The sequence below is a fragment of the Specibacter sp. NPDC078709 genome (genome assembly GCF_040686795.1).
Taxonomy (GTDB): domain Bacteria; phylum Actinomycetota; class Actinomycetes; order Actinomycetales; family Micrococcaceae; genus Specibacter.
In genome coordinates, this window is the sequence record NZ_JBFBLU010000002.1 from 1 (window position 1) to 17,455 (window position 17,455).

Annotated in this window: 17 protein-coding genes; 8 read left to right on the forward strand and 9 right to left on the reverse strand. The window is 61.5% G+C overall.

Annotated elements, in window-relative coordinates; all coding sequences use genetic code 11:
- On the reverse strand, positions 1-186 hold a 186-nt coding region (locus AB0P14_RS04115; RefSeq protein WP_363838196.1), incomplete at its 3' end, for a hypothetical protein.
- 20 nt (positions 187-206) lie between these two features.
- Here AB0P14_RS04115 and AB0P14_RS04120 point away from each other — a divergent pair.
- Positions 207-1,253: a type IV toxin-antitoxin system AbiEi family antitoxin domain-containing protein gene (locus AB0P14_RS04120; protein ID WP_363838199.1), complete on the forward strand. Its 1,047-nt coding sequence runs from the start codon at positions 207-209 to the stop codon at positions 1,251-1,253.
- A 73-nt stretch (positions 1,254-1,326) separates the two neighbouring features.
- On the opposite strand, the gene AB0P14_RS04125 is transcribed toward AB0P14_RS04120, so the two are convergent.
- From AB0P14_RS04125 to AB0P14_RS04135, 3 genes are all read right to left on the reverse strand, one after another.
- On the reverse strand, positions 1,327-2,133 hold the full coding sequence (locus tag AB0P14_RS04125; protein WP_363838202.1) for a class I SAM-dependent methyltransferase: 807 nt from the start codon (positions 2,131-2,133) through the stop codon (positions 1,327-1,329).
- Positions 2,134-2,205: 72 nt separating this feature from the next.
- The gene (locus AB0P14_RS04130; protein ID WP_363838205.1) at positions 2,206-2,679 is read right to left on the reverse strand and encodes a tRNA (cytidine(34)-2'-O)-methyltransferase; all 474 of its coding nucleotides are present in this window, start codon (positions 2,677-2,679) and stop codon (positions 2,206-2,208) included.
- Positions 2,680-2,751: 72 nt separating this feature from the next.
- Complete coding sequence (locus AB0P14_RS04135; RefSeq protein ID WP_363838208.1) at positions 2,752-3,777, reverse strand: DnaJ domain-containing protein; 1,026 nt, start codon at positions 3,775-3,777, stop codon at positions 2,752-2,754.
- Between the two features lie 175 nt (positions 3,778-3,952).
- Here AB0P14_RS04135 and AB0P14_RS04140 point away from each other — a divergent pair, with 175 nt between their 5' ends.
- Both AB0P14_RS04140 and AB0P14_RS04145 read left to right on the forward strand, forming a co-directional pair.
- Positions 3,953-4,894 carry a diacylglycerol kinase family protein gene (locus AB0P14_RS04140; protein WP_363838211.1) on the forward strand — a complete coding sequence of 314 codons (942 nt, stop codon included), beginning with the start codon at positions 3,953-3,955 and terminating at the stop codon, positions 4,892-4,894.
- Positions 4,895-4,989: 95 nt separating this feature from the next.
- Positions 4,990-5,703: a hypothetical protein gene (locus AB0P14_RS04145; protein ID WP_363838214.1), complete on the forward strand. Its 714-nt coding sequence runs from the start codon at positions 4,990-4,992 to the stop codon at positions 5,701-5,703.
- 54 nt (positions 5,704-5,757) lie between these two features.
- Here the strand turns inward: AB0P14_RS04145 and AB0P14_RS04150 are convergent, their stop codons facing one another.
- The 4 genes from AB0P14_RS04150 to folE form a co-directional block, all read right to left on the reverse strand.
- Positions 5,758-6,576 (reverse strand): pyrimidine reductase family protein, encoded by an 819-nt coding sequence (locus tag AB0P14_RS04150; protein WP_363838216.1) that lies wholly within the window; start codon positions 6,574-6,576, stop codon positions 5,758-5,760.
- Positions 6,573-7,562, reverse strand: a complete 990-nt coding sequence (folP, locus tag AB0P14_RS04155) for a dihydropteroate synthase (protein ID WP_363838218.1) — start codon at positions 7,560-7,562, stop codon at positions 6,573-6,575. The genes AB0P14_RS04150 and folP overlap by 4 nt, the downstream gene beginning before the upstream one ends.
- Positions 7,563-7,570: 8 nt before the next feature.
- A complete protein-coding gene (locus AB0P14_RS04160; RefSeq protein ID WP_363838221.1) occupies positions 7,571-8,842 on the reverse strand; it encodes an FAD-dependent oxidoreductase in 1,272 nt (423 codons plus the stop codon).
- A 106-nt stretch (positions 8,843-8,948) separates the two neighbouring features.
- Entirely contained in the window at positions 8,949-9,554 is a 606-nt protein-coding gene (gene folE, locus AB0P14_RS04165) for a GTP cyclohydrolase I (protein ID WP_363838224.1), read from the reverse strand.
- A 141-nt stretch (positions 9,555-9,695) separates the two neighbouring features.
- Between folE and AB0P14_RS04170 the strand changes: the two genes are divergently transcribed.
- Positions 9,696-10,436, forward strand: a complete 741-nt coding sequence (locus AB0P14_RS04170) for a helix-turn-helix domain-containing protein (RefSeq protein WP_363838227.1) — start codon at positions 9,696-9,698, stop codon at positions 10,434-10,436.
- A gap of 120 nt (positions 10,437-10,556) precedes the next feature.
- Here AB0P14_RS04170 and AB0P14_RS04175 read toward each other — a convergent pair whose 3' ends face one another.
- Positions 10,557-12,071 (reverse strand): S8 family serine peptidase, encoded by a 1,515-nt coding sequence (locus AB0P14_RS04175; RefSeq protein WP_363838230.1) that lies wholly within the window; start codon positions 12,069-12,071, stop codon positions 10,557-10,559.
- A gap of 178 nt (positions 12,072-12,249) precedes the next feature.
- On the opposite strand from AB0P14_RS04175, the gene AB0P14_RS04180 reads away from it, so the two are divergent.
- The 4 genes from AB0P14_RS04180 to AB0P14_RS04195 all read left to right on the forward strand — a co-directional run bounded on the left by AB0P14_RS04180 (position 12,250) and on the right by AB0P14_RS04195 (position 17,340).
- Positions 12,250-13,479 (forward strand): cysteine desulfurase family protein, encoded by a 1,230-nt coding sequence (locus AB0P14_RS04180; RefSeq protein ID WP_363838233.1) that lies wholly within the window; start codon positions 12,250-12,252, stop codon positions 13,477-13,479.
- A gap of 74 nt (positions 13,480-13,553) precedes the next feature.
- Positions 13,554-14,693: a tRNA 2-thiouridine(34) synthase MnmA gene (mnmA, locus tag AB0P14_RS04185; protein WP_363838235.1), complete on the forward strand. Its 1,140-nt coding sequence runs from the start codon at positions 13,554-13,556 to the stop codon at positions 14,691-14,693.
- 170 nt (positions 14,694-14,863) lie between these two features.
- The gene (locus AB0P14_RS04190) at positions 14,864-15,487 is read left to right on the forward strand and encodes a TIGR03086 family metal-binding protein (protein ID WP_363838238.1); all 624 of its coding nucleotides are present in this window, start codon (positions 14,864-14,866) and stop codon (positions 15,485-15,487) included.
- Between the two features lie 224 nt (positions 15,488-15,711).
- Complete coding sequence (locus AB0P14_RS04195) at positions 15,712-17,340, forward strand: ABC transporter substrate-binding protein (RefSeq protein ID WP_363838241.1); 1,629 nt, start codon at positions 15,712-15,714, stop codon at positions 17,338-17,340.
- Positions 17,341-17,455: the final 115 nt, after the last annotated feature.

Below are 17,455 nucleotides of genomic sequence, written 5' to 3' on the forward strand. Positions count from 1 at the left end.
GTTTGACGTAAATGCCAGGGTTTGAACTGTGGCATTTACGTCAAACGGCGGCATTTTTGCTGTCTCACAGCAGTGGCGACGTTTTTGCCTTGGTCCGGCGGCGACGGTATCGGTGGCGGGGTCATTGCCGCCGCAGCCGCGGGAGTTATCCACAGGCCACCAGATGCCACTGTTTTGCGCCGTCAATGGGTGGAAGCCTTGATCGCATGAAGAAGCCCAAGCTCATCCGGTCAGCAGAGTATGACCATCTTGGCCAGGACCGCCGCAAGTTGGCTACCTTGCAAAGGAAAGGCCTGCTGGTTCGAGTGCGGCGCGGCATTTACATGGATGACGCTGAATGGAGAACGCTCTCCGGACGAGAACGGTACGGGTTGCGTGTCCTGACATTCGGGCAGCAGACGGAGCAAGAGCCTGTGTTCTGTCATGCCACGGCGGCTCTTTTGTGGGGATTGTGGATTGTCGGCACGCCGCAAAGGATTCATACCCGAACTGAAGTAACAACCAGCGGGCGAAGCTCGACTGGGGTCACAAGACATATTGGCTCCTACACGGAAAGCGTTCAACGCTGTGGCCCTTTCCTTGTCACTGACAAGCTCAGCACCACAATGCAGCTCATCGACACCCTGGCCTTCCCCTATGCCGTTGCCGTGTGTGACTCGAGCCTGCGGGCGCCGGGAAACTCATGGAATCGGAACCTATTTATGCCTCCGGAATCGGACCCGTTCCAGCACTGGCCGGCGTGGGAACCCGAAGTGCCGCAGGGCCTGCCGTTGACGGTGGCTCAATTGCGGGCAGCAGCAGCTTCGCTGCCCAGTAGGGCGGCACAAGTCCGGGCATTGAAGGTCATTGAGTTCTCCTCAGCCTTGTCAGGATCGGCCGGGGAATCGCTGAGCCGGGTGAAGATGTTCCGGCTGGGATTCCCCGCACCGGTTTTGCAGGAGACGTTTGTGCTCCGAGATGGAAAGAAGGCAAAGACAGACTTCTGGTTCAAAGAGAAACGGATTGTGGGGGAGTTCGACGGCCTGGGGAAATACCTCCGAGCCAACTGGAGCGGCGGGCTTTCCCTTCCTGACCGGATCATTGCCGAAAAGCGGCGAGAAAACCAAATTCGGGCTCAAGGTGTGGGGTTCGCCAGATGGGACTGGCAGGACCTCATGGACACGGAGACGTTTGCGAGCATTTTGCGTCAAGCGGGGCTGCGGCAGAGCGGACTAATGACGGGGCCCTGGGGCAAGTCGCGAAAAATGCCATAGTTTGACGTCGATGCCATAGCTCAGACCCTGGCATCCACGTCAAACCATGGCATTTGTTGAAGTACTGCGCGGATTAGGCCCGAGGCGCCGAAGCCGTGGCGATCAGTGCGTTGGAGTTCATCTCACTAACCGGGCCCACGGACGCCATAAAGTCACGCCGAACGCGGGCGATCGCCTCCGGATCGCGGGGGAGCAAAGTACGCCAACCACTGCCCATGACCAGGTTCCACGCCATAGCGTCATCGACGGTGAGGGTCAGGGGGTGCTGCGTGACGGAGATGTCTTCCAGACCCCGTTGGCCAAGCCATGCGGTGAACTTTTCAACGGAATCTACCCGGCCCATGTTCTGGTTTGGCAGCGGTTCAACACCAGCCAACCGTGGGCGTTCCTTGATAGCGGCAGCGAGAATAAGCCCGGCGAAGGGTTCCAATGCACCGTCAACCCAGGTGCTCATGACGATTCGCCCGCCCGGGCGCAGCATGGAGACGAGGTGCTCCACCCCTGCTTCCATATCGGCGAAGAAGAACATGCTGTAGGAGCACAGCACGGCATCGAAGGTGCGGTGGCCGCGCCATTGAGTGACGTCGGCTTCGGTGAGGGTGGTGTTGAGGATGCCGCGTTCGCCGAGGTTCGCCGCCGCGATGCGCAGCAACCCGGTGGAGAGGTCCACGCCGTCGACCGTTCCGGACGGGCCCACAGCCAAGGCGGCGGGAAGAGTCGCCGCACCCGTTCCACAGCAGGCATCCAGAACCTTTTCGCCGGGCTGCAGCACAGCGGCCTCAACCACGTCGCGGCCCATGGGGTCCCAGAGCTTGTCCGCCCACGCCTCAAATTGCAGGGCGCCGTCAGTGAACGCCAGACCAGGATCGCGAGCGGACATGCATACCTCCAGTTGATCAGTTGATGATGCAGTAGATGATGTGTGGCCGTCACAGAACCGGCAACAAGAAGACTAAGCCTGGAGTTGTGCTCCGGCAAAGCCATTTTGGCGCCATGCCTCAAAGACGGCAATGGAGGCTGCATTGGCCAGATTCAGGGATCGCAGTGCCGGCAGCATGGGCAGGCGGACCCGGGCAGTGATGTGGGGATCAACCTTGACGTCCTCGGGTAGGCCGTCGGATTCCCGGCCGAACATCAGCACGTCACCGGGCTGGTAAGCGATGTCCGTGTAGGCGGCTTCACCGTCTGAGGTAAAGGCGAAGACACGTTCCGGGGCCAGCGCTGTCCAGGCCGCCTCAAGGGTTTTGTGGACCGTGACCACGGCTAGATCGTGGTAATCGAGCCCGGCCCGGCGCAGCTTGGCGTCAGAAAAGTCAAAGCCCAGAGGCTCCACCAGGTGCAGTTCGGCGCCTGTGATGGCCGCCAATCGAATGGCGTTGCCGGTGTTGCCGGGGATCTCGGGCGTCAGGAATAGGATACGAAACACGTCTTTTATACTACCGCCCGCGACAGCCGTGCCCTGACCCGCGGCAACGACCCGGGTTGATGGGTTTGCGAGCTAGTACATGCCGCCGAGGAGGCGGTCCAGAACGCTCAGGTCCACCACATTGGGGGACGGACCGGAGGCCAGGAACTGTTTGACCTCGCGCACAAACCGGGCAGCATTGGCGACGTTGACCGTATTTGAGCCGTCGGGCTCGGTGCCGCGTGCGTAGTCGATGACCGGTTCAAAGAGGTTTCCTGTGTTGCTGTGTACGCAGACCCAAGCCGTGACATTGCACTCAGGGAACAGCTCTTGGAATTGGCGGGTGGCGGGGATGAGCTGTGGTGGCGCGGCTACCTTGTTGCCGTGGACCAACATGTTGCCATCCCAGCGGAAGGCGCCATCAGGCACCAGCATGGAACCGATGATGGCGATCCGGTACCCGGAAACCAGAACGTGGTCTAAATAGCCGTTGCTGCGTGGCGACGTCAAACCGTTGACAAGCCGAGCTGCAGGAATGCTCGGCTGAACCTGTTGCATGATGAGCTGAGCGGTGCGAGCCTCGCGGGCCAAACGTGACGCGGCACCAAAGACACCGCGCTTTCGGGGTGCACCGTGAACGGGCTGGGCCGCGGTGGGACGTGGCAGCAACGGGGTTTCACCCGGTGCCAGGCCTTCGTAAGCGGGCACATAAATGGCCGGATCTCCGGCAGTGTTGCGCTGTTCTTGGGTGCGGCGCGTGCTGAATCCGCTGAAGCCCCCGGAGTCTGAACCCGAGCCTGAACCCGAACCAGCATCTGGACGAGACCCGGGGCCCGATGGACTACGCCCGGCCCCATAGGAACCGGCCCCATTGGACCCGGCCCCATTGGACCCAGCCCCACGGGAACCGGCGCCGTAAGATTTGTCGTACTTCTGCCGTTTGGCAGGATCCGCCAAGATCTCGTACGCCTCCGTGATTCGCCGGAACAAGGCAGGGTCACCGCCGCGATCCGGGTGGGCTATCCGCGCGGCTTTCCGGTAGGCGATTTTTACCTCGCGTTCGGTGGCGGTGCGAGAGAGTCCCAAGACTTGGTAATGCGTGAGAAATTTCTCGCCCACTGGTGGCCTTTCGATAGCCCGGCTGTGCCAAGGAATCATTCTAACTGCAGGCGCTGGAGATAAAGTCAGGACCCAAAATCAAACCATGGTACAAAATAGACCACATCAACAAACAACATAGCCACGCGACATAAATTCTGTGCCGGAGCCGGGCGCTGACATACTGACTCTTGCCATGACCACTTTCCCAGCCCCCGCGGCGTACACCGTCCTGAACATCACTGTGGCCGTCAATCCGCGCGCAGCCTTTGGCGGCAACCGCAAAAAGTCCCCCGGCAACACGGGCGACATGGTCGTGGCGCGGCTGCGGGAGGCCGGCCATCACGTGACGGTCTTGCGTCGCCGGGACTACGCGGCCCTGCAGGAAGCGGTTGACGCCGAAATCGCAGCCGGCACGCACGCCCTCGTGGTGGTCGGTGGCGACGGTATGGTCCATCTGGCCGCCAACGCGCTGGCACACACGAGCATCCCGCTGGGCATTATCCCCGCTGGCACCGGCAACGACGCCGCCCGCGGTCTGGGCCTTGACCACCAAGACGCGAGCGCCGCCGTGGAACATTTCATCCAGCGATGCCAGCAGCCGCCGCGCACCGTGGACCTGGGCCGGATCGGTCGTGACGGTCAGGATCCGGTGTGGTTTATGGGCGCGTTCTCGGCCGGGTTCGACGCGCTGGTCAATGAGCGGGCCAACGGTTGGCGCTGGCCGCACGGGCCCATGCGCTACAACCTGGCGATCCTGCGCGAACTGGCCTTCCTGAAGCCTCTGAACTACGCGGTGCGGGTGGATGGTGTGGTGCGCCAGCAGCCGGCCCTGTTGATTGCGGTCTCGAACGGGATCTCTTTTGGCGGCGGCATGAAGATCACCCCGGATGCCGAGTACGACGACGGATGGCTGGATTTGTTTGTTGTCTCGCCTGTGCCTCGGCGGACTTTTTTGCGTATTTTTCCGCTCGTGTTCTCCGGGCGGCACACGGACCATCCCGCTGTTTCGATCGAGCGGGTGCGCGAGGTGGTTTTCAATGCACCGACTTTGGTGGCCTATGCCGACGGCGAGCGGATGGGTGCGCTGCCGGCGCTGGTGAGCGTGGATCCGGGCGCATTGCAGCTGTGGGTGTAATTAATGCTGAGCTGGACGGAGGTGTCAGGCACAGTCCCTTCAAGCGCAGTCCCTTCAAGCGCACGGCAAGAGCCGTGGTCGGTACAGTGGATGCTGTGAACTTTAGAGTTGGAACGTGGAAGATGGTTGCCGTGGCCACCGTACTGGCGGCTACCTTGAGCGGCTGCACGATTGCCATCCCCGAGGCACCGTCCCCAGCTAGCGAATCTGTGAGTTCGGCTCCGCCCAGCTACGCGGCACCAACCGTAGTGGCTGGGCACGACGCGGCCGCCGTGGCTGCTGCGCCCATGACCTTTGCTGCCGGCAACACGCTTCAGGCTGGTGTTCCGGTCGGTTTCAGTGACGCCCTGGGCCAGCCGAGCGAAGGAACGCTTGGCACACCTGGTCCGCCCGAATGGACATTGCTCAAGAACAACGTGGCCGGGCAGACGCAGTACAGCAACGCCGCCGGTTGTCAGCTGGCGCACTGGACCACCACCAACCAAGGTCCGCTCATTGCCGAGGGCGATGACAAGAGCTCCACGAGCAATCTGATGAAGTACCTGATTCCCTCCGTGACGGAATCGGCGCTGAGCGAAGCTACGCTGCCGTGGGTGGAAGAGGCTGGCAAGAAGGGGCAGAGCATCTCTTTCCTGAGCTTCACCCGCAAGGCCAGTAAAGACGTCAAAGCCAGTATCATGTGGGCTCGAATGCTGGGCACCGCCGATACCGGCTTAGTGGTGACATTGGCCTGTCCCACCGACGCGCTGCTGACCGACACAACAGCTAAGGTCATGACGAAATTGTCGGTGGCACCGCCGTCGAACTAGACCTGCGCGAACTAGTCCTGGTGGGCTTGGACTGTTCGATTTGGCCCGGAAATGTTATTCCACGGGGCGAACGTAACGTAAGAACAGCATGGATTCCGCTTTCAGTATCCGGGTCAGTTCCATGGTGCGGGCCACATCGGCTGCGGCGGAGACTCCACCAGCAGGGACGCCACCGGCCGAGCCTGCCGCAGGGCCAGCGTCAGGTGTGCCCTTGGCAATCCGCCCGGCCGTCCCGCCCACCAGCAGCGGGGACACCGTCAGGTTGAGTTCATCCACCCGGTTAGCCGCGGCGAAACTTCCCAGCAGCGTGGGCCCGCCTTCTGAGCGAATATTTTTGTATCCGCGGGCCGAAAGTTCGGCAATGATCCGATCCACATCCAGGGAGTCTTCCCCAACATTGACCACATCGGCCACCTCAGACAACGCTTCCCGGCGCTCTTGCGGTGCAGAGGCAAGGGTGAAGATCAGCGGCCGCACCGGGGCCTGTGTGAACACTTCGAGCTCGGCTTCCAGATTCAATGAGCCGGACACGATCGCCAGCGGTGGGTGCTCCGACAACCAGTTTTCGGCACGCCACGCCTGAGCGCCCTTGCTCAGCAGGTCCCCGCCATAGCCTTCGGAGCGGACGGTTTGGGCGCCCACCAAGATGACGTCGGCGGTTTGCCGCAACAGGGCGAATACGCGCTGGTCCCAGGCGTTGCCGAGCTGCCCGGATACTCCGTCCAAGGATGCCGCGCCGTCAATGCTGGCGATGAAGTTGAAGCTGACCCAAGGCTTGGTGCTGAGCCGGTTTTCCGGTGGGGCGGCCAGAATCTCGTGATCCAAGGCGGCACCTGAGAGCAAGGTGGCGTCGGGGAAGATCCGCTCCATCATGGGTTACTTTTTCCGTTCTGACTTTTCCGTTCTGGGTGAGCGGGTTCATTGACCTCACCCATATTGTGCTTGAGGTACGCCGGTTCCCGCCACCCCATGACGGTCTCTGTCATGCGGATGGCGGAGTTGGCGGCGGCCACGTTGTGCATGCGCAATACCCGGGCTCCGCCCAGAATGCAGATCACGCCGGTGGCGATGGAGCCCTCCAACCGGTCTTCCTTTCTCTGGTTCAGTGATTCACCAATGAAGTCCTTGTTGGACACGGCAGCCAGAGTAGGGAACCCCAGGGCCGCAATCTCATTGAAACGGCGCGTGATGGCCAGAGTGTGGAGCGTGTTCTTATTCAGATCGTGCCCCGGATCAATGATGATTTTCTCCGCCGGAACACCCAACGACAACGCCAGTTCAACTTTCTCGGACAAGAAGGCAGCTACCTCGGTGACCACATCGTCATAGTGCGGGCGCGGATAGATAGTACGCGGGGCAGCCAAGGAATGGGTGATGATCAGATGTGCTCCGGACTCCGCCACCACCGAGGCGAGATCGGGATTGGACAGCCCCGTAGTGTCGTTGATGACATGGGCCCCGGCGGCAATGCTGCGGGCGGCCACCTCGGGTAGGAACGTGTCCACGGAAATGATGACGTTGCTGGCTGCGGCTACGGCGGCTATCACCGGAACCACGCGTTCGGCTTCCTCTTCGGCGCTCAGCGCTGGCCCCGGGGCAAAGGGGACACCGCCAATATCAACCCAATCGGCGCCGTCGTCCACGGCAGTGAGCGAGGCCGCGACTGCCGCCTCCAGCGCAAAGGTGCTTCCGCCGTCGTAAAAGGAATCCGGGGTTCGGTTCACGATCGCCATGAGCGCAACCTGCCTGCTGAAATCCAGGGCTTGAGGGCCAAAATGGTGGATCGGATGCAGCAACGGCGGAGTGTAAAACGGCGCAGCGGTGGCAAGGGGCGCAGTGGACGTGGCAGGAGTGCTCATAGTCTCCATCAAAGCCTCTCGAACGGGGTTTGTGGGTCAGCCAGTGCGGCCGTGTCGACGGTGCGCCGGGAGGAAATGAGGTCCTTGATGGCATCTTGGACATCCCAAATGTTCACGTTCATGCCCGCTACCACACGGCCGTCGAGCACCCAGAAGGCAATGAATTCGCGCTTCGCTAGATCGCCCCGGATTACCAGTTCGGCGTCTTTGGTGAGTGCGCCGAAGCCGGAATACTCCATGCCCAGATCAAATTGGTCAGTGTAGAAGTAAGGGATGTCATCGAGCGCGGCGTCCTTGCCCAGCATGGACTTCGCCGCCACCTTGCCGCTCGCGATAGCGTTGGCCCAGTGTTCGGAACGGGCGTGCGTACCGGTCACGGGGTGCAGGGCGTTGGCCACATCGCCGGCGGCAAACACATCCGGGGCGGAGGTTCGCAGCGCAGCGTCCACCTCAATGCCGTTGTTGATGGTGAGCCCGGCATCCTGGGCGAGGGCAATATTGGGGACCACGCCAACGGCTACAATCACCACATCGGCCGGGATCGTGACGCCGGTGGTGGTCAGCACGGAGCTCACATGCCCGTCGGTTCCCAGAATTTCGGCGGCACTGGCTGGCAACTCAAAACGCACGCCCGCTTCCTTGTGCCGGTCGGTGAACACCGTGCCCAGCTGCGCGCCGATCGCCGCGGACAGCGGCACCTCCTCGAGCCCCATGAGTACCACCTTGTTGCCGAGCTCGGTGGCCGTGGCGGCAATTTCCATGCCAATCCAGCCAGATCCGATCAGCGCCACGTTCTTGCCGCCGCCGGTGAACAACTCCTTCAGGGCCACGCTGTCGGCCTTGGCCCGGAACGTGTACACGCCTTCAAGGTCGACGCCGGGAAAAGGGATCCGGCGCGGGGCGGCACCTGTTGCTAAAAGCACCTTGGTATACGGGAGCGTGGTTCCGTTGGCCAAGGTAACAGTGTGGGACTGCGGGTTCAGGGCCGTTGCCGCAATCCCGGTCATGAGGGTCACGTTGTTCTCGGGATACCAGGTGGCGGGCAAGGGCAGCAGAGCATCCTCACCCTCTTTGCCAGCAAGAAATCCCTTGGACAGCGGCGGGCGCTGGTAAGGGATCTCCGCCTCGTCGGCCACGATGGTGACCGGCCCATCCCAGCCTTCCTTGCGCAAGGTTTCTGCTGCGGTGGCTGCCGTGAGACCGCCGCCGATGATGATTATGCCTGGCTCTTGCTCTTGGGTGGATGCGGCGGGAACGGCGGGGCTGGGGGTCTGGCTCATGGTCGAAACTCTTTTCCGGTGGAAAATCCTAATGTTTCTGCTGTGGTGGCTGGGGCTGGCTGCGGTTGATTCAGCGGAGGTGTTCGCCGACTGGGTGAGTCAGATGTCAGTGCGGGAACTGGAGTCGCAAGGGTCCGTCGTCGTTCAAGAGGCCAGTAAAGACAGAGGTGCGGGTCAGGGTTCCTGCCGTCTGGACGCCGCGCAGGGACATGCACATGTGTTCAGCTTCCAAGACTACGCCGACCCCGCGTGGGGCCAAGGTGTTCTCGAGCCAGTCGGCGATCTGCTGGGTGAGGCGTTCTTGGACTTGCAGATCGCGGGAGAAGAGTTCCACACCGCGGGCCAGTTTCGATAGGCCGAACAGGCGCTCGCCGGGGAGATATCCCACGTGGGCCACGCCGCGGAAGGGCAGTAAATGGTGCTGACAGAGGGAATGGAAGGGGATGTCTTTGACCAGCACCAGGCCTTGGTAGCCGTCGTCGTTGGGGAACGTGGTCCAGGTGGTTTCGCGTGGCGTGAGCATTTCGGCGTAGGCGGCGGCCACCCGGCGGGGAGTATCGAGCAGGTGGGGGTCGCTCTCGTCACGGCCCAGCGCTCGCAGGAATTCGGCAATGGCTGCCTGCGCTCGGGGGAGGTCAATGCCAGCTGCGGCAGACAGTTCCGGGTCTTCAAAAGCGAGGAGGTCCGGGAGGGACGCACTGGTGATGGACATATCCAACCCTTTCTAAATCTTGTATTATTGACTTTAGAAGCGCAGACTCAAAGCGTCAAGCCATTCGACATATTCCGCAAACTGCCCGCCTTATGGGGGCAGGCAGGGCGGCACGATCATGAGGGGAGAGGGTTAGCGGCCATGAATCCATCCGAGCAGGAATCGCTAGTGGGGTCGGCGTCTCCGGCGTCTGTGCAACGAACAGTTGCCGCCGAACTCCCCATGGGCCAGGAGCAGCGCCTACGGGCCGTGGCGTCACTGGGGGATCCGGTGCGTAAGAAACTCTTTGAGCTGATCCGTGATGCTGGCGCGCCGATGAGCCGCGACGAATGCGCGGAGGCGCTCGGCCTCCCCAAGAGCACCATCCGCGTCCATCTGGATCGCTTGGTGGATGAGTCCTTGTTGCGGGTGGAATTCCGCAAGATGGGGGAGCGGACCGGACCCGGTTCTGGCCGGCCCAGCAAGTTATACGTCGTGGCCCGCCGCGAAGTGAGCGCTTCCGTCCCGCCACGCCACTACGATCTTGCGGCCAGTTTGCTGGCTGCCGGGGTGCAACGATCCATCGATACCGGAGGGGGAATTGAAGCGTCCCTCGCCGAGGTCGCCCACGAAGAAGGATTACGTATGGGGCGGGCGGCAGGAGATATCCACACGCTGCTGACGGAGACCGGTTACAGCCCCGAGCCCGACGGCGACGGCGGCACCATCATGGCCAACTGCCCTTTTCATCGGCTGTCGCAGGACCATCAAGGGGTGGTGTGTTCGCTCAATGGCGCGCTGCTCGGTGGTGCGCTTGAGAGTTGCGGCGATGACCGCCATGCCCTCGCCCCTGATCAGGAAATCTCGCACTGCTGTGCCCGGCTGGTGCCGAAGGCGCCGTAAGGGAAGAGAAACTGGTGCCCAAGGCGCCGTCAGTACAAACAGCTTCGGCGGCCACCCCACGGGATGCGGGTTGGCCGCCGAAGTTGACGGACAGGTACTGACGTACTGGTGAGAGTGCTGTTAGCGGACTGCTCGCAGCGCGTCCACAATGCCTTCGCCGTAGTAGCTGTTATTGGCGGCGGAGCCAACACATTCTGAGCCGGTAGGTGTCGCGGACGGCTTACAGGACTGATCTTGTGCCTGCGAGCGCAACTGCGCGATCATATTACTCGGCGCCCATCCCGGGTGCTCGGACTTCATCAGTGCCAGGACGCCGGCAACCTGGGGTGAAGCCATGGAGGTGCCGCTCAAGAGGCCGTACTTATTGTTCGGCAACGTGGAGAGGATGCGTGAGCCGGGAGCTGCAACGTCAATGACGTTCAGGCCACGGTTCGAGAAAGATGAAAGCTTGCCTGCCTGATCCGTGGAAGCTACGGTCACCACCCCGTCGAGTTCAGTGGGAATGTCTTTGCAGCCATTATTGATCTGTCGGTGAGTGCCGGAAATGTCATTGGGGCTCACATCGTCGGTGGTCTTGTTAGCCAGATCGTAAGAGGCATTGCCAGCAGCTGCCGCATGAACCACGCCTTGCTTCGTGGACCACGCAACGGCTTTCTCAACGGCGTCTAGGACAGCCTTTTGATCGGGCTGGTCACCACACCAGAACTGCATCGGGTCAACGTAGTAGCTGTTGTTGGTGACGTCCATGCCCTTCATCCCTGCCCACATGAAACCGCAGATGGCGTATTCGGGGTAGATAGATCCGGCGTCGTTGACCACCTTGACGGAGGCCATGCGTACGTTCGGGGCCACACCTGTAATGCCAATCCCGTTACGGGGTGCACCAATGATGCCAGCCACGTGGGTTCCGTGGGACGAGGTGGTGGGGAACCAGCCGGTAGGCGAGGTATCCGGCCGTCCGGCGTCGGTGCAGTTCACTGAGGCGGTCACATCAATATTGGCCTGCAGATCGGGGTGGACCGGGTCGATCCCGCTGTCCAAGACGCCGACCAAAACATCCCGGGAACCATCGGTGATCTGATGAGCTTGGTTGGCCTTGATCTGCGCCTTATCCCACTGTTCGTTTTCACGCGGATCGGCAGTGACGCCGTCGAACGTGGCATCGCCATAGAGGAGGTCCGTGTTGGCCAGCTGCTTGCTGCGCAATTGCGGCAACTGTGGTTGCTGGGCCGTCTGCCACGGGGTGTCAATGCCAGCAGGTGTGCCCTCGGCAACGGTGATGGTGCGGGTTGCGCCAACCGAGACCACATGGGATTTTCCTTGTTTCAGGACGTCAGCACGGAAGCTGGCGCGGTCAGACTGGGCTATCACCACCCCAATTTCCGGCCACTCTTGGACGGTGACGCCGCCAGCAGCCTGAACGGCCCTCGAGGCCTGCTTAGTCTGGCCGCGGTTGGCCGCCTTTGCGTTGACGACGTAGCTCATGAGTTGGCCGTCCGCTGCGGGGAATTCGATGGGTGTTGATGGCGTTTGCGGCGGAGCAGCTACGGCACTGCCTCCGATAAAGGTTGTTGCTGCCATGGTCACGGCGCAGACGGCGGTAGCCGCGGCACGACGGAAGGGGACTTTTTGCATGGATTCAATCCTTCAAGATCATTGTGTGATGTGAAACACCACGATCCTGCCACTGGCTTGCGAATCATGACAAGACGAAATGCAGGGTCCCGCCAAGGACAATCCGAAAGGTTAGTGCCGATTCCACCTTGTAGTTGAAGTGCGTGGCCAGCGCAGTCCGTGCCGTAGAATTGAGACCGTGCCCGTGTATCTAGATCACGCGGCGACCACGCCAATTTCGGCCCCGGCCCTCGCCGCACTCACTTCCGTTATCGCCCGTAGCGGCAATCCGTCCTCCCTGCACGGATCGGGCCGTCGCGCCCGAGCCACCGTGGAAGCGTCCCGCGAAACCATCGCCAAGGCTGCCGGCGCCCACCCCACCGAGGTCATTTTTACCTCCGGCGGCACCGAGGCGGACAACCTCGCCGTGAAGGGCCTGTTTTGGTCCCGCAACGCCGCCGAGCCTGCCCGCAAGCGGATTCTGGTCTCCAGCGTTGAACACGCCGCCATCCAGGACACCGTCGAATGGCTCGAACAGCATGAGGGCGCCGAAGTGGTTTGGCTGCCCGTCGATGAGGACGGCGTGGTGAGTCTTTCTGCCCTGAAAAAGGAACTGGACGACGGCGGAGCAGACTCCGTGGCGCTGGTGACCTGCATGTGGGCCAACAATGAGGTGGGCACCATCGAGCCCATCGCCGAGATCGTTGCGCTCGCCGACAACTACGGCATCCCCGTACATTCGGACGCCGTTCAGGCTTTCGGATCGGTCCCCATCAACTTCAAGGAATCTGGCCTCGCGGCCATGTCCATCAGCGGTCACAAGATCGGCGGCCCCGTTGGGGTGGGCGCGCTGCTGTTGGGTCGCGCCGTGAAACTTATGCCCGTCCAGCACGGTGGGGGACAGGAACGTAGCGTCCGCTCCGGCACCTTGGACACGGCAGGCATCGCGGCCTTCGCTGCAGCCGCTGCAGATGTCACGGCCAACCTGCGCGCAGAAAATGCGCGCATTTCCGGCCTACGCGATCAGATCATTGCCGCTGTTCGCGAAGCTATTCCGGAAGCCGTGCTGCGCGGCGTTGACCCGGCCGCAAACCCTGATGGCCGGCTTCCCGGCAACGCGCACTTCACCTTCCCCGGCTGCGAGGGCGATTCCCTGCTGTTCCTGCTGGACATGGCGGGAATTGAATCCTCCACAGGCTCGGCCTGCACGGCTGGAGTGCCCCGTCCCTCGCACGTTTTGTTGGCCATGGGTCTGGATGAGGACACCGCACGTGGCGCACAACGCTTTAGTTTGGGGCATACATCGGGCCAAGAAGACGTTGACGCTTTCGTGGCCGCGTTGCCCAATGCTCACGCACGCGCAAAACAGGCGGGCATGGCCGGGCATAAATCAAGTATTGAAACGGCAAGCACACGGGCCGCAGGCTGACCCGGTCAAGATCCGGCACCTGCACCACACAGCAACACAGCAACACAAAACAGTAATGAATTGAAAGGTACGTAATGCGAGTATTGGCCGCCATGAGTGGTGGAGTTGACTCCGCCGTCGCCGCAGCACGAGCAGTAGATGCCGGGCACGACGTCGTCGGCGTTCACCTGGCGCTGTCCCGCATGCCCGGAACCCTGCGCACCGGCAGCCGCGGCTGCTGCACCGTGGAGGATTCAAATGACGCTTGGCGGGCCTGCGATCTGCTCGGCATTCCGTACTACGTCTGGGACTTCTCCGAGCGGTTTAAAGAAGATGTGGTCCAGGACTTCATCGACGAATACGCCGCCGGCCGCACCCCCAATCCCTGCATGCGCTGCAACGAGCGGATCAAGTTCGCTGCGCTGCTGGAGAAGGCCATCGCCCTAGGCTTCGACGCCGTCTGCACGGGACACTACGCCAAGGTCATCACCGACGCCGACGGCAACCCGGAGCTGCACCGTGCCGCGGATTGGGCCAAGGACCAGAGCTATGTGCTCGGCGTGCTGACCCATGAGCAGCTCAAGCACTCCATGTTCCCCCTCGCCGACACCCCGTCCAAGGCGGAGGTGCGCGCCGAGGCCGAGGCCCGCGGACTGTCCGTGGCCAAGAAGCCCGACAGCCACGATATTTGCTTCATCCCCGACGGCGACACAGCCGGCTGGTTGGCCGAAAAGATTGAGATGACCGACGGCGAGATCGTCGACGAAACCGGTGCAAAGGTTGGTGGCCACACAGGCTCCAACCAGTTCACCGTGGGTCAGCGCCGCGGCCTGAAGTTGGGCACCCCCGCCGCCGACGGCAAGCCCCGCTTCGTGCTGGAAATCCGGCCCAAGGAGAACAAGGTCATCGTGGGTCCGCACGCTTTGCTGGCCATCGATTCCATCCAGGGCATCAAGGTTTCCTGGGCCGGGCTGCCCATCGACGAGGTCGCCACCGGCGAGGAATTCGATTGCTACGCCCAGGTCCGCGCCCACGGCGATCCGGTCCCTGCCCGCGCTTTTGTCACCGAAGAGACGGACGAAGCCGGCACTCGCCAGCAGCTGCACGTCACCTTGGTGGAGCCGCTGCGCGGCGTAGCCCCCGGCCAGACCATCGTGCTGTATCAAGGCTCGCGCGTGCTGGGTCAGGCCACCATTGACACGGCGAGGTCGCTGGCCCGCCCCGACCTCCCCTAACCCTCCCGTTCAGACGCTATCCCACTAGTGGCTGCTTTTTTCTCGACCCTATTGCAGCAATGGTGGGAAATTCAGCCAGTGCTGCGATAGCGATGCTGGGCGGGGAGGGGTCTTGCGGGGCTGGCGTAAACTTCCTATAAAGGTGATTTGGCCCACGGAAGGTTTTTAAAATGCCCCCGCACACAATTCCCAACCCGCTACAACACTTGGAAAGCGCATTGAATCAATGCGCTGAAGTTATCAGCGCCATCTCGGCAAATCAGGCGGAATGGCCCACGCCATGCGCCGAATGGAACGTCCAGGACCTCCTGCACCACCTCGTGGTGCATGATCTCCACAAATTCACGCTCATGGCCAGGGGCAACAACGTTGACCCGCTCGCCGCCGATGCCACGGTTGGAGCTGACTGGTCAACGCGATTCAGCGATGGCGCCGCCCTGCTCATGCGAGCTTGGGCCGCAGCGGACCTCAGCACCCAGGTGGCACTGCCCGGAGGCGGCGAAGCTCCGCTGCGTAGCCGGATCGGCTTGCAAATTACTGAATTTACAGTTCATGCGTGGGACCTCGTCAAAGCCACGAGTGTTCCCATAATTTTGGATCCCGTACTGGCTGAGCAATCCTTGGCTTGGTCCCAGCGCATGCTGAAAATGGAGCACCGCGGCGCGGACCGGGGCATCGGCTTGGAGGTTCGTGTTCCCATAGCCTCGGACGCCTATACACAGCTGGCCGGCTGGTTCGGTCGCAGCCCCTATTTCCGTGCGGGGCCACGCGTAGATTCACTCAGTCAGCCCTAGCAGAGCCTCACCCCAGAGCTCGCGCGCCGCGCAGTCGTCCCATCCGTCCCACCTGTGGCGGTCTTCGGCGCATTTACCCTTTGGTAACCTTCTGGTTGCAACTTCCCGATCCATGCAGGGTCGCACGCGCAAGTCTGATATTCATTAAGTATCAAATACGTGGGAGCCGTCACACAAGGGTGTGTGGCGGCTCTCCACGTGAAGCACAAGAGAAAGTTTTTGTGATGGCTAAGAATAAGTTTGGATTTAGTTCGGTGATCGCCGTTGCAGGCGTCTCCGTCCTCGCCATGACGGCATGCACAGGCCCGGCAGGTGGAGAAAGCACCGGTGGCGCAACAGGCGGTCCGGTTGTTGTCGGAACCACTGACAAGACCACCTTCCTGGATCCGGCAGGATCTTACGACAACGGCTCGTTCATGGTCATGAACCAGATTTACCCGTTTGTGATGAACTCCGAAGCCGGCAGCGCAGATCCCAAGCCGGATATCGCCGAATCGGCAGAGTTCACCTCACCTACTGAATTCACGGTAAAGCTAAAGGCCGGCCTCAAGTGGGCCAATGGCACTGAGCTGGACTCCAAGGACGTGAAGTTCTCCTTCGATCGCCAGGTCAAGATCAACGACGTCAACGGTCCCGCATCCTTGCTGGGCAACCTGGACAGCGTTGAAGCTCCGGATGCCACCACCGTGGTGTTCAAGCTCAAGGTTGGCAACGACCAAACCTTCCCCCAGGTACTGACCAGCCCGGCCGGTCCCATCGTCGATGACAGCGTCTTCAGCGCGGATGCCATCACCACCGACGAGGACATCATTGCTGGCAAGTCCTACGCCGGACAGTTCACCATTGACTCCTTCAAGAAGAACCAGCTGATCTCCTTCAAGAAGAACCCTGACTACAAGGGCCTGCTGGGTCCGGCCAAGTCTGAGACGGTGACGATCAAGTACTTCGCCGATTCCAATAACTTGAAGCTGGAAGTCCAGAAGGGCAGCATCGACGTAGCTTGGCGCTCCCTCACGGCAACCGACATTGAAAGCCTCAAGGGCGATAAGAACGTCAGGGTTGATGTTGGCCCCGGTGGCGAAATTCGCTACATCGTCTTCAACTTCGACACCATGCCGTTCGGTGCCAAGACCGCCGAAGCCGATGCCAAGAAGGCCTTGGCCGTCCGTCAGGCCATGGCTGATTCCATTGATCGCGCCAAGATTGCCGATCAGGTTTACAAGGGCACCTACCTGCCCCTGTACTCACCGGTCCCCGCCGGATTCACCGGAGCCATTGAACCGTTGAAGTCCGAATACGGCGATGGCAACGGCGGCCCGGATATTGACAAGGCCACGAAGGCACTCGCTGACGCCGGTGTAGAGACTCCCGTCAAGCTGGACTTGCAGTACAACCCGGATCACTACGGTTCCTCCTCAGGCGATGAGTACGCGGCTATCAAGTCGCAGCTGGAAGCAACCAAGCTGTTCACCGTCAACCTGCAGTCCACTGAGTGGGTTTCTTACGCCAAGCAGCGCACCGAGGACGTATACCCGATGTACCAGCTGGGTTGGTTCCCGGACTACTCCGATGCTGATAACTACTTGACCCCGTTCTTCAGCGAGAACAACTTCTTGGGCAACCACTACAGCAACCCGGACATTCAGAAGATGATCACCGAACAGGTGACCACGAACGATCCGGCCAAGCGCACGCAGCTGATCGAAGACATCCAGACCGCCGAGTCCAAGGATCTCTCTACTCTGCCGCTGCTGCAGGGTGCTCAGGTTGCAGTCTCCGGTGTCAACGTCAACGGCACCAAGGACACATTGGACGCTTCGTTCAAGTTCCGTCTGGGCGTTCTGTCCAAGTAAGGCCACTTCGGTAGCCGCTGGAGAAACTCCACAAGTGTATTGGGCGGGGCCATCTGAAATGGATGCCCCGCCCTTTTGCACCGACGTAACTTTTGCACGGACCTAACGGACCCAA